This window comes from Pseudomonas palleroniana, assembly GCF_003031675.1.
Taxonomy (GTDB): Bacteria; Pseudomonadota; Gammaproteobacteria; order Pseudomonadales; family Pseudomonadaceae; genus Aquipseudomonas; species Aquipseudomonas palleroniana.
The window spans coordinates 84756-107154 of the sequence record NZ_PYWX01000071.1 but is presented as its reverse complement, the minus strand read 5'-3'; the positions used below and the strand labels follow the sequence as shown (position 1 = coordinate 107154).

At 61.9% G+C, this 22399-nt stretch carries 25 protein-coding genes; 10 read left to right on the top strand and 15 right to left on the bottom strand.

Annotated elements, in window-relative coordinates; translation table 11 throughout:
- Positions 1–8 precede the first annotated feature (8 nt).
- Genes C9383_RS24945 through cysG form a run of 6 tightly spaced genes read left to right on the top strand, consistent with a single transcriptional unit; the run spans position 9 to position 7510 of the window.
- Entirely contained in the window at positions 9–2417 is a 2409-nt protein-coding gene (locus tag C9383_RS24945; protein WP_060755652.1) for a DNA translocase FtsK, read from the top strand.
- A gap of 53 nt (positions 2418–2470) precedes the next feature.
- Positions 2471–3094, top strand: a complete 624-nt coding sequence (gene lolA / locus C9383_RS24940; RefSeq protein WP_060755651.1) for an outer membrane lipoprotein periplasmic chaperone LolA — start codon at positions 2471–2473, stop codon at positions 3092–3094.
- A 27-nt stretch (positions 3095–3121) separates the two neighbouring features.
- On the top strand, positions 3122–4444 hold the full coding sequence (locus C9383_RS24935) for a replication-associated recombination protein A (protein WP_060755650.1): 1323 nt from the start codon (positions 3122–3124) through the stop codon (positions 4442–4444).
- Entirely contained in the window at positions 4444–4818 is a 375-nt protein-coding gene (gene crcB / locus C9383_RS24930; protein ID WP_060755649.1) for a fluoride efflux transporter CrcB, read from the top strand. Before C9383_RS24935 ends, crcB begins: the two co-directional genes overlap by 1 nt.
- Positions 4819–4834: 16 nt before the next feature.
- Positions 4835–6115 carry a serine--tRNA ligase gene (serS, locus tag C9383_RS24925; RefSeq protein WP_060755648.1) on the top strand — a complete coding sequence of 427 codons (1281 nt, stop codon included), beginning with the start codon at positions 4835–4837 and terminating at the stop codon, positions 6113–6115.
- Complete coding sequence (gene cysG / locus C9383_RS24920; RefSeq protein WP_090370274.1) at positions 6116–7510, top strand: siroheme synthase CysG; 1395 nt, start codon at positions 6116–6118, stop codon at positions 7508–7510.
- A gap of 107 nt (positions 7511–7617) precedes the next feature.
- Here cysG and C9383_RS24915 read toward each other — a convergent pair whose 3' ends face one another.
- From C9383_RS24915 to tusD, 6 genes are all read right to left on the bottom strand, one after another.
- Positions 7618–8613, bottom strand: a complete 996-nt coding sequence (locus C9383_RS24915) for a glutathione S-transferase family protein (protein ID WP_060755646.1) — start codon at positions 8611–8613, stop codon at positions 7618–7620.
- Positions 8614–8705: 92 nt separating this feature from the next.
- Positions 8706–9707, bottom strand: coding sequence for a glycosyl transferase family protein (locus C9383_RS24910; protein WP_090370276.1), 1002 nt, complete (start codon positions 9705–9707; stop codon positions 8706–8708).
- Entirely contained in the window at positions 9704–10039 is a 336-nt protein-coding gene (locus tag C9383_RS24905; protein ID WP_060755644.1) for a TusE/DsrC/DsvC family sulfur relay protein, read from the bottom strand. Before C9383_RS24905 ends, C9383_RS24910 begins: the two co-directional genes overlap by 4 nt.
- Positions 10036–10314 carry a sulfurtransferase complex subunit TusB gene (gene tusB, locus C9383_RS24900; RefSeq protein WP_060755643.1) on the bottom strand — a complete coding sequence of 93 codons (279 nt, stop codon included), beginning with the start codon at positions 10312–10314 and terminating at the stop codon, positions 10036–10038. Before tusB ends, C9383_RS24905 begins: the two co-directional genes overlap by 4 nt.
- Positions 10314–10664 (bottom strand): sulfurtransferase complex subunit TusC, encoded by a 351-nt coding sequence (gene tusC / locus C9383_RS24895; protein WP_090370278.1) that lies wholly within the window; start codon positions 10662–10664, stop codon positions 10314–10316. Before tusC ends, tusB begins: the two co-directional genes overlap by 1 nt.
- Position 10665: 1 nt before the next feature.
- Positions 10666–11058 (bottom strand): sulfurtransferase complex subunit TusD, encoded by a 393-nt coding sequence (gene tusD / locus C9383_RS24890; RefSeq protein WP_060755641.1) that lies wholly within the window; start codon positions 11056–11058, stop codon positions 10666–10668.
- A gap of 157 nt (positions 11059–11215) precedes the next feature.
- Here tusD and C9383_RS24885 point away from each other — a divergent pair, with 157 nt between their 5' ends.
- Positions 11216–12397 carry a CaiB/BaiF CoA transferase family protein gene (locus tag C9383_RS24885; protein ID WP_090370280.1) on the top strand — a complete coding sequence of 394 codons (1182 nt, stop codon included), beginning with the start codon at positions 11216–11218 and terminating at the stop codon, positions 12395–12397.
- 94 nt (positions 12398–12491) lie between these two features.
- Here C9383_RS24885 and C9383_RS24880 read toward each other — a convergent pair whose 3' ends face one another.
- Together C9383_RS24880 and C9383_RS24875 are read right to left on the bottom strand one after the other, a co-directional pair.
- Positions 12492–12986 (bottom strand): SprT family zinc-dependent metalloprotease, encoded by a 495-nt coding sequence (locus tag C9383_RS24880; protein WP_010567929.1) that lies wholly within the window; start codon positions 12984–12986, stop codon positions 12492–12494.
- 129 nt (positions 12987–13115) lie between these two features.
- Positions 13116–13718 (bottom strand): Yip1 family protein, encoded by a 603-nt coding sequence (locus tag C9383_RS24875; protein ID WP_090370282.1) that lies wholly within the window; start codon positions 13716–13718, stop codon positions 13116–13118.
- Positions 13719–13998: 280 nt separating this feature from the next.
- Here C9383_RS24875 and ttcA point away from each other — a divergent pair, with 280 nt between their 5' ends.
- Together ttcA and C9383_RS24865 are read left to right on the top strand one after the other, a co-directional pair.
- Complete coding sequence (gene ttcA, locus C9383_RS24870) at positions 13999–14823, top strand: tRNA 2-thiocytidine(32) synthetase TtcA (protein ID WP_060755638.1); 825 nt, start codon at positions 13999–14001, stop codon at positions 14821–14823.
- 67 nt (positions 14824–14890) lie between these two features.
- Positions 14891–15562 carry a DNA-3-methyladenine glycosylase I gene (locus C9383_RS24865; protein WP_060755637.1) on the top strand — a complete coding sequence of 224 codons (672 nt, stop codon included), beginning with the start codon at positions 14891–14893 and terminating at the stop codon, positions 15560–15562.
- On the opposite strand, the gene C9383_RS24860 is transcribed toward C9383_RS24865, so the two are convergent.
- The 3 genes from C9383_RS24860 to arsC are packed head-to-tail and all read right to left on the bottom strand — an operon-like array spanning position 15552 to position 16910.
- Positions 15552–15962, bottom strand: a complete 411-nt coding sequence (locus tag C9383_RS24860; RefSeq protein ID WP_090370285.1) for a DUF2069 domain-containing protein — start codon at positions 15960–15962, stop codon at positions 15552–15554. The genes C9383_RS24865 and C9383_RS24860 overlap by 11 nt on opposite strands.
- Positions 15946–16560: an NAD(P)H:quinone oxidoreductase gene (gene wrbA / locus C9383_RS24855; RefSeq protein WP_060755635.1), complete on the bottom strand. Its 615-nt coding sequence runs from the start codon at positions 16558–16560 to the stop codon at positions 15946–15948. The genes C9383_RS24860 and wrbA overlap by 17 nt, the downstream gene beginning before the upstream one ends.
- Positions 16557–16910 carry an arsenate reductase (glutaredoxin) gene (arsC, locus tag C9383_RS24850; RefSeq protein WP_060755634.1) on the bottom strand — a complete coding sequence of 118 codons (354 nt, stop codon included), beginning with the start codon at positions 16908–16910 and terminating at the stop codon, positions 16557–16559. Before arsC ends, wrbA begins: the two co-directional genes overlap by 4 nt.
- Positions 16911–17024: 114 nt before the next feature.
- Between arsC and C9383_RS24845 the strand changes: the two genes are divergently transcribed.
- Complete coding sequence (locus C9383_RS24845) at positions 17025–17486, top strand: TlpA disulfide reductase family protein (protein ID WP_060755633.1); 462 nt, start codon at positions 17025–17027, stop codon at positions 17484–17486.
- Positions 17487–17637: 151 nt separating this feature from the next.
- Here C9383_RS24845 and C9383_RS24840 read toward each other — a convergent pair whose 3' ends face one another.
- From C9383_RS24840 to C9383_RS24825, 4 genes are all read right to left on the bottom strand, one after another.
- Positions 17638–18042: an META domain-containing protein gene (locus tag C9383_RS24840; protein WP_060755632.1), complete on the bottom strand. Its 405-nt coding sequence runs from the start codon at positions 18040–18042 to the stop codon at positions 17638–17640.
- Positions 18039–18479 (bottom strand): hypothetical protein, encoded by a 441-nt coding sequence (locus C9383_RS24835; RefSeq protein ID WP_060755631.1) that lies wholly within the window; start codon positions 18477–18479, stop codon positions 18039–18041. Before C9383_RS24835 ends, C9383_RS24840 begins: the two co-directional genes overlap by 4 nt.
- Positions 18480–18550: 71 nt before the next feature.
- Positions 18551–19540, bottom strand: a complete 990-nt coding sequence (locus C9383_RS24830) for a 2-hydroxyacid dehydrogenase (protein ID WP_090370287.1) — start codon at positions 19538–19540, stop codon at positions 18551–18553.
- Between the two features lie 59 nt (positions 19541–19599).
- A complete protein-coding gene (locus C9383_RS24825) occupies positions 19600–22353 on the bottom strand; it encodes a response regulator (protein WP_060755629.1) in 2754 nt (917 codons plus the stop codon).
- Between the last annotated feature and the right edge of the window lie 46 nt (positions 22354–22399).

Genomic DNA, 22399 nt, shown 5'->3' with positions numbered 1-22399 from the left:
GACCCGTTTTGAAGAAATCCGCCGCAACACCTAAAGCAGCAGTCGTGCCGGCCTGGCGCCAGCACCTGCATTATCGACTCAAGGAAGGTGCGCTGATCGCCATCGGCGCGCTCTGCCTGTTCCTGATGATGGCCTTGCTCACGTACGGCAAGGACGATCCGGGCTGGAGTCACAACAGCAAGATCGAAGACGTGCAGAACTTCGGCGGCCCGGCCGGTTCCTACAGCGCCGATATCCTGTTCATGGTGCTGGGTTACTTCGCTTACATCTTCCCGTTGCTGCTGGCGATCAAGACCTGGCAGATCTTCCGTCAACGCCATGAACCTTGGCAGTGGAGCGGCTGGCTGTTCTCCTGGCGCCTGATCGGCCTGGTTTTCCTGGTGCTGTCCGGCGCGGCGCTGGCCCATATCCATTTTCATGCACCCACCGGCCTGCCGGCCGGCGCGGGCGGGGCGCTGGGTGAGAGCCTGGGCGACCTGGCGCGCAGGACCTTGAACATCCAGGGCAGCACCCTGATGTTCATCGCCTTGTTCCTGTTTGGCCTCACCGTGTTCACCGACCTTTCATGGTTCAAGGTGATGGACGTGACCGGAAAGATCACCTTGGACCTGTTCGAACTGTTCCAGGGCGCCGCCAACCGCTGGTGGGCGGCTCGGGTCGAGCGCAAGCGCATGGTTGCGCAATTGCGCGAGGTCGATACCCGCGTCAACGAAGTCGTGGCCCCGAGCACGCCGGACCGCCGCGAGCAGGCCAAGGTCAAGGAGCGCCTGATCGAACGCGAACAGGCGCTGAGCAAGCACATGTCGGACCGCGAGAAACAGGTGCCGCCGGTGATCGCTCCTGCGCCCGTCAAGGCGCCCGAGCCCAGCCATCGTGTGCAAAAAGAGAAACAGGCACCGTTGTTTATCGACAGCGCGATCGAAGGCACCTTGCCGCCGATCTCGATTCTCGATCCGGCCGAAAAGAAACAACTCAACTATTCGCCCGAATCCCTGGCGGCCGTCGGCCACCTGCTGGAAATCAAGCTCAAGGAGTTCGGCGTGGAAGTGGCGGTGGACTCCATCCACCCAGGCCCTGTGATTACCCGCTACGAAATCCAGCCGGCCGCCGGCGTGAAGGTCAGCCGCATCGCCAACCTGGCCAAGGACCTTGCCCGCTCCCTGGCCGTGACCAGTGTGCGTGTGGTGGAAGTGATCCCGGGCAAGACGACCGTGGGTATCGAGATTCCTAACGAAGACCGTCAGATCGTGCGCTTTTCCGAGGTGCTGTCGACGCCGGAATACGACAACTTCAAGTCGCCGGTCACCCTGGCCCTCGGCCATGACATCGGCGGCAAGCCGGTGATCACTGACCTTGCGAAGATGCCGCACCTGCTGGTGGCCGGTACCACCGGTTCCGGTAAGTCGGTGGGTGTGAACGCGATGATCCTGTCGATCCTGTTCAAGTCCGGCCCGGACGACGCCAAGCTGATCATGATCGACCCGAAGATGTTGGAACTGTCGATCTACGAAGGCATCCCGCATCTGCTGTGCCCGGTGGTCACCGACATGAAGGACGCCGCCAACGCCCTGCGCTGGAGCGTCGCCGAGATGGAGCGCCGCTATAAGCTCATGGCGAAGATGGGCGTGCGTAACCTGTCGGGCTTCAATGCCAAGATCAAGGAAGCCCAGGAGCGCGGCGAGACCATTGATGACCCGCTCTACAAGCGTGAAAGCATTCACGACGAAGCGCCGAAACTGACCAAGCTGCCGACCATCGTAGTGGTGGTCGACGAATTCGCCGACATGATGATGATCGTCGGCAAGAAGGTCGAAGAGCTGATCGCCCGTATCGCCCAGAAGGCTCGTGCGGCCGGTATTCACTTGATCCTGGCGACCCAGCGTCCCTCGGTGGATGTGATCACCGGTCTGATCAAGGCCAACATCCCGACACGCATGGCGTTCCAGGTCTCGAGCAAGATCGACTCGCGTACCATCATCGACCAGGGCGGCGCCGAGCAACTGCTGGGTCACGGTGACATGCTCTACATGCCACCGGGTACCAGCCTGCCGATCCGGGTTCACGGTGCGTTCGTCTCCGACGATGAAGTGCACCGCGTGGTGGAGGCCTGGAAACTGCGTGGCGCTCCCGAGTACAACGACGACATCCTCAACGGCGTCGAAGAAGCCGGCAGCGGCTTTGAGAACGGCGGCGGCGGGGGAGACGACGATGCTGAAACCGACGCCCTCTACGACGAAGCCGTGGCGTTCGTACTGGAAAGCCGCCGCGCCTCGATTTCTGCCGTGCAGCGCAAACTGAAAATCGGCTACAACCGCGCCGCCCGCATGATCGAAGCCATGGAAATGGCCGGTGTCGTGACCGCAATGAATACCAACGGCTCGCGTGAAGTCATCGCCCCCGGGCAGATGCGCGACTGATCCCGCGCCGTGTGGCCACACACGGCGCGCCCTGACACTCAATGAGGACTCCCATGCGTCTTATCCGCATGCTGTTGTTGCCGGCACTGGCCCTGACCGCTGTTTCGGCTCACGCTGACCCGGCCTCCGTCGCCAGCCTGAAGAACCTGTTGGACAAATCCCAGACCCTGACCGCGCGCTTCTCCCAGTTGACCCTGGATGCCGGTGGTACCCAGTTGCAGGAAACCGCAGGCGAAATGGCCGTGCAGCGTCCTGGCCTGTTCTACTGGCATACGGAAGGCAAGTCTGAGCAGACCATCGTCTCCGACGGCCAGAAGGTCACCCTGTGGGACCCGGACCTGGAGCAGGCGACCATCAAGAAGCTCGACCCGCGCCTGAACCAGACGCCGGCGCTACTGCTGTCGGGCGACGTATCGAAAATCAACGACAGCTTCGATATCACGTCCAAGCAAACCAGCAACGTGATCGAGTTCACCCTCAAGCCCAAATCCAAGGACACGCTGTTTGATACGCTGTCGTTGTCATTCGGCAATGGCGTGATCAACAACATGCGCCTGGTCGACAGTGTTGGCCAGCGCACCGATATCCTGTTCTCCGGCGTCAAGGCCAACCAGCCTGTCCCTGCTTCCAAGTTCAAGTTCGACATCCCCAAGGGTGCCGACGTGATCCAGGAATAAATCTCCCAGAGGTTTCAAACGCTGCCCATGGATCTGTTTCGAAGTGACCCGATTGCTCAGCCCCTGGCCGCGCGCTTGCGCTCGACCAACCTGGACGAGTACGTCGGGCAGGAACACCTGCTCGCTCGCGGCAAGCCATTGCGTGAAGCCCTGGAGCAGGGTGCGCTGCATTCGATGATTTTCTGGGGGCCGCCGGGGGTGGGCAAGACCACCCTGGCGCGGCTTCTGGCAAAAGTCTCGGATGCTCACTTCGAAACGGTCTCGGCGGTACTCGCCGGGGTCAAGGAGATCCGCCAGGCGGTGGAAGTCGCCAAGCAGCAGGCCGGGCAGTACGGCAAGCGCACCATCCTGTTCGTTGACGAAGTCCATCGCTTCAACAAGTCGCAGCAGGATGCGTTTCTGCCGTATGTCGAAGACGGCACGCTGATCTTTATCGGCGCTACCACTGAAAACCCATCGTTTGAACTCAACAATGCGTTGCTCTCGAGGGCGCGGGTCTACGTGCTCAAGAGCCTGGATGAAGCGGCGATGCAAAAGCTGCTGCACCGAGCCTTGAGCGAAGACAAGGGCCTGGGCAAGCGTCAACTGACGGTTGGCGACGAAGCCTTCAAGATTTTGCTGACCGCCGCCGACGGTGATGGCCGACGCTTTCTCAACCTGCTGGAAAACGCCTCCGACCTGGCCGAGGACGGCCACGAAATCGGCGTCGAGCTGCTGCAAAGCCTGCTAGGTGACACCCGCCGTCGTTTCGACAAGGGCGGCGAGGCGTTCTACGACCAGATCTCCGCGCTGCACAAGTCGGTGCGTGGCTCCAACCCCGATGGCGCGTTGTATTGGTTTGCACGCATGATCGACGGTGGTTGTGACCCGCTCTACCTGGCGCGGCGCGTGGTGCGCATGGCCAGTGAGGACATCGGCAACGCCGACCCGCGTGCCTTGAGCCTGTGCCTCGCTGCATGGGAAGTGCAGGAACGCCTCGGCAGCCCGGAAGGCGAACTGGCCGTGGCCCAGGCCATTACTTACCTGGCGTGCGCCCCGAAAAGCAACGCGGTGTACATGGGGTTCAAGTCGGCCTTGCGCGCCGCCGCCGAACATGGCTCGCTCGAAGTGCCGCTGCACCTGCGCAATGCGCCGACCAAGCTGATGAAGCAGCTGGGTTACGGCGACGAATACCGCTACGCCCACGACGAACCCGATGCCTATGCCGCCGGTGAAGACTACTTCCCCGACGCGCTGGACCCGCAGCCGTTCTACCAGCCGGTGCCCCGGGGCCTGGAGCTGAAGATCGGTGAAAAGCTCAATCACCTCGCTCAACTCGATCGACTCAGCCCCAGGCAGCGGAGAAAGTAGTGCTCAAGACGATTCTTGCCGTGTCCGTTGCCGGCATCGCTGGTACATTATTGCGTTTCGCCACGGGTACCTGGGTCAGCGCCAATTGGCCGAAGCATTTTTACATGGCGACGCTGGCGGTCAACCTGGTCGGTTGCCTGATCATCGGGCTGTTGTACGGCTGGTTCCTGTTGCGCCCGGAAGTGCCGATTGAAATTCGCGCCGGCTTGATTGTCGGCTTTGTAGGCGGTCTGACGACCTTTTCATCCTTTTCACTGGATACGGTGCGCCTGCTGGAAAGCGGGCAGGCCCTGGTAGCCTTCGGTTACCTGGGCATCAGCGTGTTCGGCGGGCTGCTCGCCACCTGGGCCGGCCTGTCCTTGACCAAACTTTGATAAACGAGAGACCGACATGCTCGATTCCAAACTGTTACGTAGCAACCTTCAGGACGTAGCGGACCGCCTGGCATCCCGTGGCTTTGCCTTGGATGTTGCGCGCATCGAAGCGCTGGAAGAACAGCGCAAGACCGTCCAGACCCGCACCGAAGCACTGCAGGCTGAGCGAAATGCGCGTTCCAAATCCATCGGTCAGGCCAAGCAGCGCGGCGAAGACATCGCGCCGTTGATGGCGGACGTCGAGCGGATGGGCACTGAGCTGTCCGAAGGCAAGGTCGAGCTGGACAAGATCCAGTCCGAGCTGGATTCGATCCTGCTGGGCATCCCTAACATCCCGCACGAGTCGGTGCCGGTCGGTGAAGACGAAGACGGCAACGTCGAAGTGCGCCGTTGGGGCACGCCAAAAGCCTTTGATTTCGAGATCAAGGACCACGTTGCCCTGGGCGAACTGACCGGCGGCCTGAATTTCGAAACCGCCGCCAAGATGTCCGGCGCGCGTTTCTCCTTGCTGCGTGGCCCGGTGGCCCGCCTGCATCGCGCCCTGGCGCAGTTCATGATCAACCTGCACACCGCCGAGCACGGTTACGAGGAAGCCTACACGCCTTACCTGGTGCAGGCTCCGGCGTTGATGGGTACCAGCCAGTTGCCGAAGTTCGAAGAGGACCTGTTCAAGATCAGCCGCGAAGGCGAGGCCGACCTGTACCTGATCCCGACCGCCGAAGTGTCGCTGACCAACATCGTCTCCGGCGAGATCCTCGACGCCAAGCAACTGCCGTTGAAGTTCGTGGCTCACAGCCCATGCTTCCGTAGCGAAGCCGGTGCATCGGGCCGCGACACCCGCGGCATGATCCGCCAGCACCAGTTCGACAAGGTCGAGATGGTGCAGATCGTCGAGCCGTCGACCTCGATGGACGCCCTGGAAGGCCTGACCGCCAACGCCGAACGCGTCCTGCAACTGCTCGAACTGCCGTACCGCGTACTGGCGCTGTGCACCGGCGACATGGGCTTCAGTGCAGTGAAGACCTACGACCTCGAAGTGTGGGTGCCAAGCCAGGGCAAATATCGCGAGATTTCGTCGTGCTCCAACTGTGGCGACTTCCAGGCCCGTCGTATGCAGGCGCGTTTCCGTAACCCGGAAACCGGCAAGCCGGAGTTGGTACACACACTCAACGGTTCGGGGCTGGCGGTAGGCCGTACCCTGGTGGCCGTGCTGGAAAACTACCAGCAGGCTGACGGTTCGATCCGCGTGCCTGAGGTGCTCAAGCCGTACATGGCGGGCGTTGAGGTCATCGCCTAAATGGAATTTCTGCCGCTGTTTCATAACCTGCGCGGCAGTCGAGTGTTGGTCGTCGGTGGCGGGGAGATTGCCTTGCGCAAATCCCGGCTGCTGGCCGACGCCGGTGCGTTGCTGCGGGTGGTTGCTCCCCAGATCGAAGACCAGTTGCGTGAACTGGTGCTGGGCATTGGCGGGGAACTGATTTTGCGCGGTTATCAGGAGGTCGACCTCGACGGTTGCACCCTGATCATCGCGGCAACTGACGACGAGCCCCTGAACGCGCAAGTGTCCAGCGATGCCAAGCGCCGTTGCGTGCCGGTCAATGTGGTGGACGCGCCGGCCTTGTGCAGCGTGATCTTCCCGGCGATTGTCGACCGCTCGCCGCTGGTGATTGCCGTCTCCAGCGGTGGCGATGCGCCGGTGCTGGCGCGGTTGATCCGGGCCAAGCTGGAGACCTGGATTCCGTCCACCTACGGCCAGTTGGCCGGGTTGGCGGCGCGTTTTCGTGCGCAGGTCAAAGGTTTGTACCCGGATGTGCAGCAACGCCGGGCGTTCTGGGAAGAGGTTTTCCAAGGCCCGATTGCCGACCGCCAGCTGGCCGGGCAGGGCGCTGAAGCCGAGCGCCTGCTGATCGAGAAGGTCAACGGTGCACCGCCCGATGCACCGGGCGAGGTGTATTTGGTGGGCGCAGGCCCAGGTGATCCCGACCTGCTGACCTTCCGCGCCCTGCGCTTGATGCAGCAAGCCGATGTGGTGCTGTATGACCGCTTGGTGGCACCGGCGATTCTCGAACTGTGCCGTCGCGATGCCGAGCGCGTGTATGTCGGCAAGCGTCGCGCCGAGCATGCCGTGCCGCAGGACCAGATCAACCAGCAACTGGTGGACCTGGCCAAGCAAGGCAAGCGCGTGCTGCGTCTCAAAGGGGGCGACCCGTTCATCTTTGGCCGTGGCGGCGAAGAGATCGAGGAATTGGCAGCCCATGGCATTCCATTCCAGGTGGTGCCGGGGATCACGGCCGCCAGTGGTTGCGCGGCGTATGCCGGGATTCCCCTGACGCACCGTGATTATGCGCAATCGGTGCGTTTTATCACCGGGCACCTCAAAGACGGGACTTCGGACCTGCCTTGGCTGGACCTGGTAGGGCCGTCGCAGACCCTGGTGTTCTACATGGGGTTGATTGGCTTGCCGATCATCTGCGAGCAGTTGATCAAGCACGGGCGCTCGGCCGACACCCCGGCGGCGCTGATCCAGCAGGGCACCACGTCCAACCAGCGCGTGTTTACCGGCACCCTGGCCGATTTACCACGCATGGTGGCGGAGCATGAAGTGCATGCGCCGACGTTGGTCATCGTCGGTGAAGTGGTCGTGTTGCGCGAAAAACTCAAGTGGTTCGAGGGCGCTCAGGAACAGCTTTAAGCCTCAAGAGCATCGAGAGCAAGCCCCCTCCCACATTGGAATGCATTCCAGAGTGTGGGAGGGGGCTTGCTCCCGATGAGGCCCTCAAGCGCAGCCCATTATCCGGATCAGCTCCAAACACCTTGACCGGCTAATCGCTCGCGATCATGTTCGGCATCAAACGCTTGCAATGGGCCTTTGGGCACAATCCCCGTCGGATTGATCGTACGGTGACTGGCATAGTAATGTCCCTTGATATGCTCGAAATCCACTGTCTCGGCCACGCCCGGCCACTGATACATTTCCCTTAGCCAGTTTGACAGGTTCGGATAATCCGCTATCCGGCGCAGGTTGCATTTGAAATGGCTGTAATACACCGCGTCAAAGCGAATCAGCGTGGTGAACAGCCGCACGTCGGCCTCGGTCAGGTATTCGCCGGCCAGGTAGCGATGGTCGCCCAAGTGCTGTTCCAGGTGGCTGAGTTCGGCAAACACATCATCAAATGCACTTTCGTACGCCTGCTGCGAGGTGGCGAAACCGGCGCGGTATACGCCGTTGTTCACGGCGGGGTAGATGCGTTCGTTCAGCGCATCGATAGTGGGGCGCAGGGCCTCGGGGTAAAAATCCAGCGTGTTGCCGGTCAGTTCGTTGAACGCACTGTTGAACATGCGGATGATCTCCGCCGATTCATTGCTGACAATGCGCTTGAGCTGCTTGTCCCACAGCACCGGCACCGTGACGCGGCCGGTGTAGTCGGCGGTGTCGGCGGTATAGCGTTGGTGCATGAATTCGAAACCCTCCAGCTTGTCGCCGGTAGAACCGTGGGCCTTGTCGAAGGTCCAGCCGTTTTCCAGCATCAACCAGCTGACCACCGACACGTCGATCAGGCTTTCCAAACCCTTGAGCTTGCGCAGGATCAAGGTGCGGTGAGCCCAGGGGCAGGCGAGCGACACATACAGATGGTAGCGTCCGGCCTCGGCCTTGAAGCCACCTTCACCACTGGGGCCAGGCCTGCCGTCGGTGGTGACCCAGTTGCGGCGTTGCGCCTGTTCCCGTTGGAACGCACCGTCCGCGCTACTTTCGTACCACTGGTCTTTCCAATGTCCTTTGATCAGCAAGCCCATGACTGGCTCCTCGACTAATAAGTAAGCGTTGGAGGCCAGTTTAAAGGGCTGAGTTCGATTTAAAAGCGCAAAGACCGGGCGTTAATGATCGACTAAATCGATTTATCCCGAGCATCCCAGTATTGCTGGGCCAACGCGAATGCCTGCTCGCGGGGATGCCCCAGGCCACGCAAGGCCAGAGCCATGGTAGCGATCAACGCCAGTTGCGGATAACTGTCCTCGACGTCGCCGCGCCACAGCGCCTTCAGGTGTTCAGGTTCGAGTGTGGCCGGTTTGACGTGGCGCTGGGTGGAGAGGGCGGGCCACTCTTCATCCCAGCTCTCGCCGCCAGTGGTGCCATAGAGGTGGCTCGCAGCGTCGGGGTTGATCTCGATTTCGCCGCCGTCACCCTTCACCACGATCACATTGTCGCCCAGTAGGCCGCTGGCATCACGGTGCACACCCTGGTAACCGGGATGGAAAATGCTTTGCAGGCCAAGGCGTGCATTCAGCGGGTTGAGCAGGCGCGCCAGGGAGTGGATCGGCGAGCGCAGGCCCAGGGTGTTGCGCAGGTCGATCATGCGTTGCAGTTGCGGTGCCCAGTCACCCAGTGGGATAAACACCAGGTTGCCGTGGGCATAGGCCGCTTCCACCTGGTGCCAGTTGCGGCACAGCGGAATCTGCAAGCCTTCCAGCAATTGCTCGGTGTACAGCCGGCCTGCCGTGTGGGCGCCACCCCCGTGCATGAGGATGCGCACACCGTTTTGTGCCAGGCATTTGGCCGCCAGCAGGAACCAGGGCAGGTGGCGTTTCTTGCCGGCATAGGACGGCCAATCGATATCCACGTTCAGCGCCGGAGCCTGCAGACGCTCGCGGACGGCCTCGGTGAAGCCGGCGAGCTCTTGCGGGCTTTCTTCCTTGTGGCGCAGCAGCATCAGGAACGCACCGAGCTGGGTGTCTTCGACTTGTTCGTCGAGCAGCATGCCCATGGCCTCGCGGGCCTCTTCGCGGGTGAGGTTGCGCGCGCCGCGCTTGCCTTTGCCCAGGATGCGTACGAACTGTGCAAACGGGTGCTCGGCAGGCGTTTCGAGGGTCAGCGGGGCAAAGTCGGTCATAGGCAATTCGTCGGTCTGGGCAGGCCCGCCAGCTTGGCGGCGAGTTTGGCGGGAGTGCCGTTGAACAGTTTGTTGAGGTACAGGCTGTTGCCCTTTTCCGGGCCCAGCTTCAAGGCGGTGTACTTGATCAGCGGACGCGTGGCGGGGGACAGCTGGAACTCGGCGTAGAAGCCGCGCAGCAGTTCGAGGATTTCCCAGTGCTCCGCCGTCAGCGCCAACGCTTCGGCGGCGGCCAGGGCGTTGGCGACCTCGGCGGACCATGCGTTCAGGTCGACCAGGTAACCGTCCTTGTCCAGTTCGAGGGTGTGCGAACCCACGGTCAGCGTGTTCATAACCAGGTGTTGACCTTGTCGTAGTCGATCGACAGTTGTACGAAGCCTGGATAGTCGACGCTGTCGGCCCAGTCCGGCAGGGGCAGGTTACGCGCCTGCAGGTCTTCGGCCAGCACCCAGACCTTCAGCCCTCTGGTTTGCAGGGCTGTATTATGCAGCGCATACGCGCCGTCGCCGCAGAGCAGGATCGCGTCATCGGCAGCGCAGATGCGCAGGCAACTGGCGAGCCGGCTGTCGGTGAAGGGGGAGTGAGATACCACATGGAGAGTCGACATCAGAGGGTGATCACCTGGTCGTAACGGTCAATCAACTGGGAGATTTGTGCATTGCCCAGCGCTTCGGCATTGGTTGGCACCGTGAGCCCACGTTCGGCGAGGCTGTGTTGGCAGGCGAAGACCTCATCGATGCCGAACAGCCCCAGCGCCTGCAGGTTGGCGCTCAGGTCTTTTTGTTGCACGGCCATGGCGTCCTGATGCGGCGCCAACTGGAACACGCCGTCATCCATGAACAATAAACCGATGGGCAGATCGAACGCGCCGCCGGCCAGCACGATATCCAGCGCTTCACGCGCGCTCGGCCCGGACCACGGTGCCTGGCGGCTGATCACCAGTAAAGATTTGGACATGTCATGGCCCTCCAAAGCAGATCAGGCGGTCGGCCGCCTGGGCGGCGTCGTGCAATTGCCCCAGGCCCGAGAGTGCCCACGGTGCCTCCAGGTTCACGGCACTGCGTTGGTAGCGCGTGGCCTCTTCACTGTTGAGCACGCCACGGCGCAAGGCGGCGGCAATGCACACCACGCCGTCGAGCTGGTGCGCGCTGACGAATTCGCGCCACTGGCGCGCAATGTCTTGCTCATCCTGGGGCGCAACCACGTTGTTGGAGGCGCTATAGACGCCATCCTGATAAAAAAACAGCCGCACGATCTCATGCCCGGCCGCCAGCGCCGCCTGAGCGAACAGCAAGGCGCGGCGTGAGGAGGGCGCATGGGCGGCGGAAAACAGCGCTATCGCGAACTTCATGGGACACTCTGCCAGCAAACGTGGGCCAATGATAAAGCCGCCGCCGCGAAAAAGCCCGCCGTGATCAAAACGGTCACCGTCGCTGATCGTTCCGGCGATTGCCGGTAGGCGCAAGGCTGCCTAGTCTAGGGGCATTCGAAGTGCAAACGGAGTCTCCATGTCTGGTCCCTTGGCGTCCCTCAAAGTGCTGGATTTTTCCACCTTGCTGCCTGGCCCCTTTGCTTCGCTGATGCTGGCGGACATGGGCGCTGAAGTGCTGCGCATCGAGTCGTCCACGCGCAAGGACCTGTTACGCGTGCTGCCGCCCCATGATCAGGGGACCTCGGCGAGCCATGCGTACCTCAACCGCAATAAGCGCAGCCTCGCGTTGGACCTGAAACGCGCCGAAGCACTGGAGATCGTGCGTGAACTGGTCAAGGACTACGACATCCTCGTCGAACAGTTCCGCCCAGGGGTGATGGCGCGCCTGGGCTTGGGCTACGAGGCGCTGAAGGCGATCAACCCTCGGCTGATTTACGTATCGATCACCGGCTACGGCCAAACCGGCCCCTACAAGGACCGCGCCGGGCACGATATCAACTACCTCGCGTTGGCGGGCGTGGCCAGTCATACCGGGCGCCAGGACAGCGGGCCAGTGCCGCTGGGCGTGCAGTTGGCGGATGTGGCTGGGGGTTCGCTGCACGCGGTGGTCGGGCTGCTGGCGGCGGTCGTCGCTCGACAGCAGAGCGGCGTCGGCCAGCATCTGGATGTGAGCATGACCGACTGTTCGTTCAGCCTGAACGCCATGGCCGGTGCGGGCTACCTGGCCTGTGGGGTGGAACCGGGGCGCGAGAATCATGTGCTCAATGGCGGCAGCTTTTACGACTACTACCGCACGCGAGATGGGCGCTGGATGTCGGTCGGCAGCCTGGAACCGGGGTTTATGCAGCAATTATGCGTGGCCTTGGGACGGCCGGAGCTGGCGGCCCAGGGCCTGTTACCCAGGCCGGAGCAGCAAAAGGCCCTAAAGCTGGCGCTGCAGATCGAGTTCGAGAAGCGCAGCTTCGATGAGCTGTGTGAGTTGTTTGCCGGGGTGGATGCCTGTGTGGAGCCTGTGCTCAGCTTGAGTGAGGCGGTGCAGCATCCGCAGTTGAAAGCCCGTGAGCTGGTGTGCCAGGTGCCAAGGGCCGATGGCTCGACCCAGGCGCAAATCGCCTGCCCGTTGAAATTTTCAGAGGGCTTGCCGGCACCTCGACATATCGGGGTGGCGGTCGGTGCCCATAGTGACGAGGTGCTGACGGAGCTGGGGATCAGTGCGCAGCGGATAGCCGAGTTGCGGGGTGCCAACGTGGTTGGGTAGTGCCTGAACGGGCGCTATCGGGAGCAAGCCCCCTCCCACAGTTGACAGGCGGCGCGGTCAAAATGTGGGAGGGGGCTTGCTCCCGATGAGGCCCTCACTCCACCCGAGTTTCCCCGGTGAACACCAGGGTCTGCCGACACCGCCGACACAGATACCGCCTGCCCTGGGCCACCATGCCGTGGCGCTGTGGCGAAAACGGAAAGTCACTGTCGGCACACGGGCATCGGTAGATATAGCGGGTGACTTGCCGGCGCTTCACGGCATAGGTGTGGCAACGATCCGGCGGCAGTTCGTAAACCCCGCGCATGATCAATTGCCATTCTTCGCCATGGGGTTGGATGCGCTCGCCAAACAACTGGTGGGCGATCAGGTGCGCGACTTCGTGGGCCACAGTCTGTTTCAGGAAGTGTTGGCTGTTTTCTCGGTACAACTGGGGGTTGAAACGCAGCAGGTTCTCGTGCAAATGCGCGACACCGGCTTTCTGGCCCCGCAGCTTGAGGCTGACCTGGGGGCGTTTGAAACTTCGTTTGAAAAAGGATTCGGCTAGCAGGAAACACTCTTCGACGCGGGTATTGAGTTGCTCGGGCATGCTGTACATATCTCCAGAGACGCCCAGTATGCCGCAAAGCTGGGTGTTTCCGAATCTGTCAGGCGCCGAATGGTCACGCATAAAGCACAAAGCCACCTTGCGGTGGCCTTGCCCAGGTCGATAAGCGGGTCAGTTGGTATAAATCGGGCCGACGCCCAGGCCCCAGACGATCACGGTAAACGCCATGATCGCCACCAGGACTACCAGCCCCACGGCCAGCACCGAACTGGAGAACAGGAAACCCTCATCCGGGTCGATGTTCATGAAGGTCGGCAATCCCACATACAGCAGGTAAACCGTGTAGCAAATGGCTGCCGTGCCCACCATCATGCCCAACCACATATGCGGATAGAGCGCCGCCAACCCGCCGATAAACAGCGGTGTCGCGGTGTAGGTCGCAAAGGCCACGCAGCGTGACATGCTGGGGCTGGCGTCATAGGTGCGGGCCATCCAGTGAATGAACGCGCCCATTACCGCCACGCCGCCGAGCATGGCTGCGTACGACATGATCGTCATCCAGAGCGCGCTTTCCTGGGTCAGCATCACCGGCGCGCGGCTGCCGATGACCCAGCCAACCTGGGTAGTGCCGATAAAGGCGGAAACGGCGGGGATCGCCGCGAGAATCAGGGTGTGAGTGAGGTACATGTGGCCGATGCTTTCTTCCTTATCGCCACGGATTTCCCGCCATTCCTGGTCGGGATGGGTAAACAGCCCCACGACGTGATGGATCATGCCAGTCACTCCTGTCGTTATTACCATCGCCCCCCATCGGAGCGCCTACGGGCCAGATGGCCTCAAAGGTCTGGATAGATATGCGACCTCAAGTCGCAGTATAGGAAGTGATGACCCGAAAAACTGTAAGGCTTTAGAGCAAATCGCACTGTAAACATTGGCCCTAATCGCGGCGGGGTCTGTTGATAGGAACGCGGCCCGCTCCCACATTGAATGTCGGCACTCGACATCGGTAAAATGCTGCGCTTTTCGTCACACACTTCTAGCGGATCCAAGCGCCATGGGCACTCTTACAGTCAACCAGAACAAACTGCAAAAACGCCTGCGTCGCCTGGCCGGTGAAGCGGTCACCGATTTCAACATGATCGAGGACGGCGACAAGGTCATGGTTTGCCTCTCCGGCGGCAAAGACAGCTACACCATGCTCGACGTGCTGTTGCACCTGCAGAAGGTCGCTCCGATCAAGTTCGAGATCGTCGCCGTCAATATGGACCAGAAACAACCGGGTTTCCCGGAGCACGTACTGCCGGCCTATCTCAAAGAGTTGGGCGTCGAGTACCACATCGTGGAAAAAGACACCTACTCGGTGGTCAAGGAGTTGATCCCGGAAGGCAAGACCACCTGTTCGCTGTGCTCGCGCCTGCGCCGTGGCACGCTCTACACCTTTGCCGATGAGATTGGCGCGACCAAGATGGCCCTGGGTCATCACCGTGATGACATCGTCGAAACCTTCTTCCTCAACATGTTTTTCAACGGCTCGCTCAAGGCCATGCCGCCCAAGCTGCGCGCCGATGATGGGCGCAACGTGGTGATCCGTCCGCTGGCGTACTGCAGCGAGAAGGACATCCAGGCCTACTCCGACCTCAAGCAATTCCCGATCATCCCGTGCAACCTGTGCGGTTCCCAGGAGAACCTGCAGCGTCAGGTGGTCAAGGAAATGCTGGTGGACTGGGAACGCAAGACCCCTGGCCGAACCGAAAGCATCTTCCGCAGCCTGCAGAACGTGATCCCGTCGCAATTGGCCGACCGCAGCCTGTTCGACTTCACCAGCCTGACGATCGACGAGACGGCGGCTTCGCGCTTCGTCAATGTAGTGAACCTCTGAGCCATTTCAACGCTCTGACACACGGCGCTCACGGGCGCCGTTTTCAATTCGATTGCCAGGAGAGGGCATGCGCGATTACAAGTGGCTGCACGAATATTGTCTGAACCGCTTCGGTTCAGCGGCCAAGCTGGACGCCCACCTGCCGGTGCCCAAGACCGCGGCGCAATTGCGCAAGATCAGTGATGACCGTTACCTGTCGACCCTGGCGCTGCGCGTGTTTCGCGCGGGCTTGAAACACAGTGTGGTGGACGCCAAGTGGCCGGCCTTCGAGCAGGTGTTTTTTGGCTTCGACCCGGAAAAGGTCGTGCTGATGGGCGCCGAACACCTGGAGCGTTTGATGCAGGACACGCGCATCATCCGTCACCTGGGTAAACTCAAAAGTGTGCCGCGCAATGCGCAGATGATCCTCGACATCGAGCAGGAGAAGGGCAGCTTCGGCGCATTCATCGCCGACTGGCCGGTGACCGACATCGTTGGGTTGTGGAAGTACCTGAGCAAGCACGGCCACCAACTGGGCGGCCTGTCGGCACCGCGCTTTTTGCGCATGGTGGGCAAGGATACCTTTGTGCCGAGCGATGACGTGGTGGCGGCTTTAAATGCGCAGAAGATCGTCGACAAGGCACCGACCAGCCTGCGCGACCTGGCGGCGGTGCAGGCTGCGTTCAACCAGTGGCATGCCGAAAGCGGGCGGCCGATGTGCCAGTTGTCGATGATGTTGGCCTACACCGTCAATCATTGAGTGTGTAGCGCCGATCGAGCTGATGCCGCCAGCGCACATAGAGCAGGGCGGTGCAAAACACCGCCAGGCTCGCCAGCATCTCCAGCACCCCGAACACTTGCCGGTTCGGGTCATACGCGGCCAGCGCGCCCTTGATGAAATACAGGTTTACCACAAAGCACATCCACGAATGCCCACGGGCACTGCCCAGCAGCATCCCCGGCGCCAGTACCAGCAACGGCACCAACTCGATCAGCAGGATCACCCAGGGACGGGCGCCATGCAGGTCGGCAACGAACAGGTAGTACACGCACAGCAATCCCACCAGACCCAGGAATGCCAGCAGGCTCAGCGCCCGTGCCACCTTGACCCGAGGTTCCAGCCACGCTTGCGACGGCAGGACCTTAGGCTTTCTGGCCACGGCCGTTCTCCAGCAGCAAGGCGGTGTTTGCCAGGCGCAGGCCCAGGGCGCGGCACAGCGTGATTTCATGTTGATCAAGCATGCGCTTGCCATCCGGCCCCGCATGGTGGCTGGCGCCATACGGTGTGCCGCCGCCCTGGGTATCGAGCAGCGCCTGTTCGCTGTAGGGCAGGCCGGTGATCAGCATGCCGTGATGCAGCAAGGGCAGCAGCATCGACATCAGCGTGGTCTCCTGGCCGCCGTGCAGGCTGGCGGTGGAGGTGAACACCCCAGCGGGTTTGCCGACGAGGGCGCCGGTCAGCCACAGGTTGCTGGTGCCGTCGAGGAAATACTTGAGCGGCGCGGCCATGTTGCCGAAGCGGGTCGGGCTGCCCAGGGCCAGGCCCGAGCAGTTTTTCAGGTCATCGAGGCTGGCATACAGCGCGCCTTCATCCGGGATGCTCGGCGCTACGGCTTCGCACTCGGTAGAGATCGCCGGCACCGTGCGCAGGCGCGCCTCCAGGCCGGCTTGCTCGATGCCCCGGGCAATTTGCCGGGCCATCTCGCTGACCGAGCCATTGCGGCTGTAATACAGCACCAGCACATACGGAGTCGTCACGGCAGGATCTCCAATACGTTCTCCGGCGGGCGACCGATGATGGCTTTGTCGGCGGTCTCCAGGATCGGGCGTTCCATCAGCTTCGGGTGTGCGGCGATGGCGGCGATCAATTGCGTTTCGCTGAGGCCGGCGTCGGCCAGGTTGAGCGTTTTGTATTCGTCTTCACCGGTGCGCAGCAATTGGCGTGCGCTGATGCCGAGCTTGCTCAGCAGAGCCTTCAGTTGCGCGGCGTCCAGCGGGGTTTCCAGGTAGCGCACGACGGTCGGGGCGAGGCCGCGAGCCTCCAGCAGTTCGAGCGCACCGCGGGATTTCGAGCAGCGCGGGTTGTGATAAAGCGTCAGATCGGTCATGTGCGGGTCGCATCTTGCGTAAGGTGGCGGGTATTCTACCTGCGCTGCGGCTCGCTCTTAAACCGTAAGAGGCGATCGGTCGCAGACAATGTTCATTTTACGAAGGATTACCCCATGACTAGGCGACTGATCGGTGCATTGGCGATCATCACAACCCTGCTGCTCAGTGGCTGCGGCAATGACTATGGCGTTGACCAATACGGCCAGAAGGTGGCGGCCGAACGTCTGGACAAGCAGTGGGTGGTGGTCAACTACTGGGCTGAATGGTGTGGCCCGTGCCGCACGGAAATCCCGCAGCTCAATGCCTTGGCCGAGCAGTTGAAAGCGCAGAATGTGGGGGTGTTCGGGGTCAATTTCGACAATGTGCAGGGTGAGGAACTCAAGGCGGCCAGCGAGAAGCTGGGGATCAAGTTCACCGTCCTGGCGCAGAACCCGGAAGGGATCTTCGATATCCCGCGCAGCGAGGCATTGCCGGTGACCTACATCATCGATGACAAGGGCAAGGTGCGTGAACAGTTGATGGGCGAGCAGACGGCAGAGGGGGTGCTGGCCAAGCTCAAGGCTTTGCGCGGGTAAAGCGACGACTCAGGGCAAGTGTGGGCCGCTGTGATGATTCGACTTGCTGCCGATGGCGGTGTGTCAGTCAACTGATGTATTGACTGGCACATCGCTATCGGGAGCAAGCCCCCTCCCACAATTGGGTCTCATCAGTCCACAGATCGGCGGATCAGCCTTCTTCCAGCCACAGGCGGATCGGCTTGCCCTCGGCCGGCCAGAAGCGGGTCTGTTCGATCGGCGAGATATCCCAGCGCTCAACGCCTTGCAGGGCCTGGAAGAAGCGGTGTTCCTGCTCCATCAAGGCCTCGGCGCAGAGCTTGCGGGTGCTGCCGAGCTTGCCGAAACTGAGTTTCTGGCCATCGACGGTGTACGGCGCAAACCAGTGGTTGCAGCCACCATTGCCATAGGCGCGACCATCGGCACCCAGAGTCACGGTCAGGTGCGCGTAGTCCATCAAGGGCCGCTCACCAATCCACTCCACCACGTAGCTGTGATCCTGCTCCAGCTTCGCCGTGTCGCTGGCGCAGCCGCCCAGGCCGATGCCGATGGCGGCAAGCAGCAGCGGGGCTTTCATTGTGCGGCCTGCTGGCATTTCGGGCAGCGGTGCTTGTCGCCTTCGCCGGCCCAGCCCAATTCCTTGATGCGCGCGTTGGCGGCCTGGGGGAGTGGCTCTTTGGTCAGCTTGGTTTCCACTGCAAATTCGAACTCCAGCACGCTCTCGCAGCTGTCGCAGTTGACCTTCCAGGTGTGAATCTCCAGCTCGCCGAATTTCGGCCCCTGGGCCATGGCGACCCATTGGCCCGCCGGGCGGATGGAATAGCGCGCGTCACCTTCGACGGTCAGGCGCATCGACAGGGTTTTACTGCCGCGCAGGGTGACGATCAGTACGTCGCCATGCTTGATCGAACCACCGTTGCCGGTGACCTGATAACGGCCCGGCACCAGGGCACGGCATTCGATCAGGGTGTGTTGCGGGCTCAGCAAGCTGAAGCGGAAATCGTGTTCGGCCATGGGTCCTCCAATTAGGCGCGGCATCCTATCACGGGTGCCGGCCTATCATGAGCCTGGTATGTGACCGCTGATCAGCCCTCCACCAGGTTCTGTGGCAGACCCTCGGCCCAGGCAGCGATGTTAGCCAGCGTCGTGCCGGCAATCGCCGCCAACGCTTCGCGCGTCAGGAACGCCTGGTGGGCGGTGATGATCACATTGGGAAAGGTCAGCAGGCGTGCAAGCACATCGTCTTGCAAGGGCAGGTCGGAGCGGTCTTCGAAGAATAGCTGGGCTTCTTCCTCGTACACATCCAGCCCCAAATAACCGAGTTGCCCCTGCTTGAGTGCATCGATCAGTGCCGGTGTGTCGACCAGCCCCCCGCGCCCGGTATTGATCAGCATCGCACCCGGCTGCATCAGGGCCAGGGACCGTGCGTTGATCAGGTGTTGGCTGTCGTGGGTGAGCGGGCAGTGCAGGCTGATGATCTGCGCCTCGGCCAGCAACTCCGGCAGGCTCGTGTAGCGGGCGCCAAGGGCCTGCACCTGGGGGTTGGGGAAGGGGTCGTAGGCCACCAGCCGGCAGCCGAAACCGGCCATGATCCTGGCGAATGCCGCGCCGATCTGCCCGGTGCCGACGACGCCGACGGTCTTGCCGACGAGGTCGAAACCGGTCAGCCCGTGCAGGCTGAAATCACCGTCGCGGGTGCGGTTGTAAGCACGATGCAAACGGCGGTTGAGGGCCAGGATCAACGCCACCGCATGCTCGGCCACCGCGTGGGGCGAATAGGCCGGGACGCGGACGATGGCCAGTCCCAGGCGCTTGGCGGCGGCCAGGTCGACATGGTTGTAGCCGGCCGAACGCAGGGCGATCAGGCGCGTACCGCCGTTGGCCAAGTGTTCCAGCACCGGGGCGCTGAGGTCATCGTTGATGAAGGCACACACCACCTCGTGATGCTCGGCCAGGGCCACAGTGTCGAGGTTGAGGCGGGCGGGCTGGAAGTGCAGCTCAACGCCGGCGGGCAGCGGCTCACCGAGAAAACTGTCGCGGTCGTAGTGCTGGCTGCTGAAAAGAATGACGCGCATCAAATGGAGCTCCCTGTCATTTGCGAGTTGGAAATGCCTCCCATACGGGTTCCTGTCAATCAGGCGCTGACCCGCGCTTCACTGGCCAGGCGGGCAATTGCCATGTCCAGCTCGTCGAGTGCGGTCATGGCCTTGGCGTCGTCCTGCTTGAGCAGGGTTTCGGCGCGCTGGCAGGCGGCACGTAGTTGCGGCACACCGCAATAGCGCGTGGCGCCGTGCAGGCGGTGAACGCGCTCGATCAAGGCGTTGTTGTCATTGGCTTCGCGGGCGGCGGTGATGGCCTGGCGGTCGGCTTCCAGCGACGCCAGCAACATGGCCAGCATATCGGCGGCCAGATCGGCTTTGTTGGCGGCCAGGCGCAAGCCTTCCTCGTGGTCCAGCACTTGCAGTCGCACGCCGGGGGCCAAGCCGTCAGGGGCGCGCTCCGGCCCCTGGTTGCGCAGGGCCAGGCCGGTCCACTTCAACACCACCTGGGCCAGTTGCCGTTCGCTGATGGGTTTGGTCAGGTAATCGTCCATGCCACTTTGCAGCAGGGCGCGTTTTTCATTGGCCATGGCGTGGGCGGTGAGGGCGACCACCGGCAATGGCGTACCGTGGCGCTCGCTTTCCCACTGGCGAATCGCCTCGGTGCTCTGGCGGCCGTCCATGCCGGGCATTTGTACGTCCATCAGCACCAGATCGAAAGTTTCCTGTTTCACCGCATCGATGGCGGCGTAACCGCTTTCCACTGCCAGCACCTTGGCGCCCATGTCTTCCAGCAAGGTTTGCACCAGCAACAGGTTCGCCGGGTTGTCATCCACGCACAGCACACGCGGTGCTCGGCTGGACAGCGGTTCACCCGGTTCACTGCGCGATGGGCGCGGGCTGATCAGGTCGGCGAGCGCCCGGCGCAGCTTGCGCGTACAGGCAGGCTTGGCCTGCAATTGGCTATTGGGGTTGGGCACCGACTGGTTGAATAGCATCTGCTCGGTGGTCGGGCACAGCACCAGCACTTTGCAGCCCAGGTGTTCGAGGTCCCACAGGTGCTGGTTGAGGCGTTCGGGAGGGATGTCATTGGCGGTGACGCCGAGTACCGCCAGGTCAATGGCCTGCTCGGTCTGATGCGCGCTGGTAATGCCGTTGGTGAGGTTCTCCAGGGAGTTGAACGGCGTGACTTCAAGCCCGCAGTCTTCCAGCTGATGTTGCAGGGCCTGGCGCGCCAGCTCGTGATTTTCCAGTACGGCCACCCGGCGACCGAGCAATGGCGCGGCGGGCAGGTCTTCAACGTCGTCGCGGGTCTTGGGCAGGTTCAGGCTGATCCAGAACTCCGAACCCTCACCCGGCGTGCTGTCAACGCCGATTTCACCACCCATCTGTTCGATCAGGCGCTTGGAAATCACCAGCCCCAATCCGGTGCCTCCTGGCTGGCGCGACAGCGAGTTGTCGGCCTGGCTGAATGCCTGGAACAGTGCGCGTACATCCTGGTTGGACAGGCCGATGCCGGTGTCTTGCACGCTGATGCGCAGTTGTACGCTGTCTTCCTGTTCGTCCTCGATCATCGCCCGGGCGACAATGGTGCCTTCGCGAGTGAACTTGATCGCGTTGCTGACCAGGTTGGTCAGGATCTGCTTGAGGCGCAGCGGGTCGCCGACCAACGCCAATGGCGTGTCGCGGTACACCAGGCTGACCAGTTCCAACTGCTTGGCATGGGCGGCAGGCGCGAGGATGGTCAGGGTGTCTTGCAGCAAGTCCCGCAGGTTGAAGGGCACGCTGTCGAGCACCAACTTGCCGGCCTCGATCTTCGAGAAATCGAGGATCTCGTTGATGATGCCCAACAGGTTGTCGGCGGATTTTTCGATGGTGCCCAGGTAATCCAGCTGGCGTGGCGACATCTCGCTTTTCTGCAACAGGTGGGTGAAACCCAGGATGCCATTGAGCGGGGTGCGGATCTCATGGCTCATGTTGGCCAGGAACTCCGATTTGATGCGGCTGGCTTCCAGGGCCTCCTTGCGCGCCAGGTCCAGTTCGATGTTCTGGATCTCGATGGTCTCCAGGTTCTGGCGCACGTCTTCGGTGGCCTGGTCGATGCTGTGTTGCAGTTCTTCCTGGGCATTTTGCAGGGTTTCGGCCATACGGTTGATGCCTGAGGCCAACTGGTCCAGTTCCTGGCTGCCCAACGGTGGCAAGCGGGTTTCGAGGTTGCCGTCCTTGAGTTGGGCCACGGCCAGTTTGATCTGGCTGATGGGTGAATTGATCGTGCGGCTGATGCGCAGTGCCAGGGCGGCGGTGCAGATCAGGCCGATGGCGATCAACAGCAAGCTGGCGAACAGGCTGCGATAGCCGCGCAGCAACATGCCGTTGTGGGACAGTTCCACCTCGACCCAGCCCAGCAGGCGGTCGGATTCATCTGGGATCAGTTCGCCGGCGAGGTTGCGATGGCGGCCGAACACCGGCAGCAGGTAGCGCGTGGCGTCGTTGCCGGTGCGCTGCAACAGGTGCGAGCTGTTGCCAATAGGTGGCTGATTGAGCATGGTCGGGCCGGCGTGGGCCAGGGATGAGCGGTCCGGTGCAAGGAACGACACGGTGCGCACGTCCGGTTGTTCCAGGGATTGGGTGGCGATGCGTTCCAGCAGATCAGTGTTTTTGCTGCTCAGGGGTGGTGCCACCAGCGGCGCCAATTGCTCGGCGATCATCTCGCCGCGTTGCAACAACTGGGTCTGCAGTTCCGACAGTTGCATCCAGGTGAAATAGCCTCCCAACAACAAGGCCATCAGGCTGGTCGGTAATAAGGTCAGCAACAGTACGCGGCCTTTGATCCCCATTTTTCTAAGCACGCCACTCTCCTGCTACCACATTGATATCAATCATTCACGCAGGCAT

Coding starts and splice junctions, on each gene's coding strand:
- serS (WP_060755648.1), top strand. CDS start 4,835: ATGCTCGATTCCAAACTGTTACGTAGCAACCTTCAGGACGTAGCGGAC.
- C9383_RS24880 (WP_010567929.1), bottom strand. CDS start 12,986: ATGCCCGAGCAACTCAATACCCGCGTCGAAGAGTGTTTCCTGCTAGCC.
- C9383_RS24840 (WP_060755632.1), bottom strand. CDS start 18,042: ATGAAAGCCCCGCTGCTGCTTGCCGCCATCGGCATCGGCCTGGGCGGC.
- C9383_RS24875 (WP_090370282.1), bottom strand. CDS start 13,718: ATGATCCATCACGTCGTGGGGCTGTTTACCCATCCCGACCAGGAATGG.
- lolA (WP_060755651.1), top strand. CDS start 2,471: ATGCGTCTTATCCGCATGCTGTTGTTGCCGGCACTGGCCCTGACCGCT.
- C9383_RS24835 (WP_060755631.1), bottom strand. CDS start 18,479: ATGGCCGAACACGATTTCCGCTTCAGCTTGCTGAGCCCGCAACACACC.
- ttcA (WP_060755638.1), top strand. CDS start 13,999: ATGGGCACTCTTACAGTCAACCAGAACAAACTGCAAAAACGCCTGCGT.
- cysG (WP_090370274.1), top strand. CDS start 6,116: ATGGAATTTCTGCCGCTGTTTCATAACCTGCGCGGCAGTCGAGTGTTG.
- C9383_RS24910 (WP_090370276.1), bottom strand. CDS start 9,707: ATGACCGACTTTGCCCCGCTGACCCTCGAAACGCCTGCCGAGCACCCG.
- C9383_RS24915 (WP_060755646.1), bottom strand. CDS start 8,613: ATGGGCTTGCTGATCAAAGGACATTGGAAAGACCAGTGGTACGAAAGT.
- tusB (WP_060755643.1), bottom strand. CDS start 10,314: ATGTCGACTCTCCATGTGGTATCTCACTCCCCCTTCACCGACAGCCGG.
- C9383_RS24865 (WP_060755637.1), top strand. CDS start 14,891: ATGCGCGATTACAAGTGGCTGCACGAATATTGTCTGAACCGCTTCGGT.
- C9383_RS24845 (WP_060755633.1), top strand. CDS start 17,025: ATGACTAGGCGACTGATCGGTGCATTGGCGATCATCACAACCCTGCTG.
- arsC (WP_060755634.1), bottom strand. CDS start 16,910: ATGACCGATCTGACGCTTTATCACAACCCGCGCTGCTCGAAATCCCGC.
- C9383_RS24885 (WP_090370280.1), top strand. CDS start 11,216: ATGTCTGGTCCCTTGGCGTCCCTCAAAGTGCTGGATTTTTCCACCTTG.
- C9383_RS24905 (WP_060755644.1), bottom strand. CDS start 10,039: ATGAACACGCTGACCGTGGGTTCGCACACCCTCGAACTGGACAAGGAC.
- tusC (WP_090370278.1), bottom strand. CDS start 10,664: ATGTCCAAATCTTTACTGGTGATCAGCCGCCAGGCACCGTGGTCCGGG.
- C9383_RS24830 (WP_090370287.1), bottom strand. CDS start 19,540: ATGCGCGTCATTCTTTTCAGCAGCCAGCACTACGACCGCGACAGTTTT.
- tusD (WP_060755641.1), bottom strand. CDS start 11,058: ATGAAGTTCGCGATAGCGCTGTTTTCCGCCGCCCATGCGCCCTCCTCA.
- C9383_RS24935 (WP_060755650.1), top strand. CDS start 3,122: ATGGATCTGTTTCGAAGTGACCCGATTGCTCAGCCCCTGGCCGCGCGC.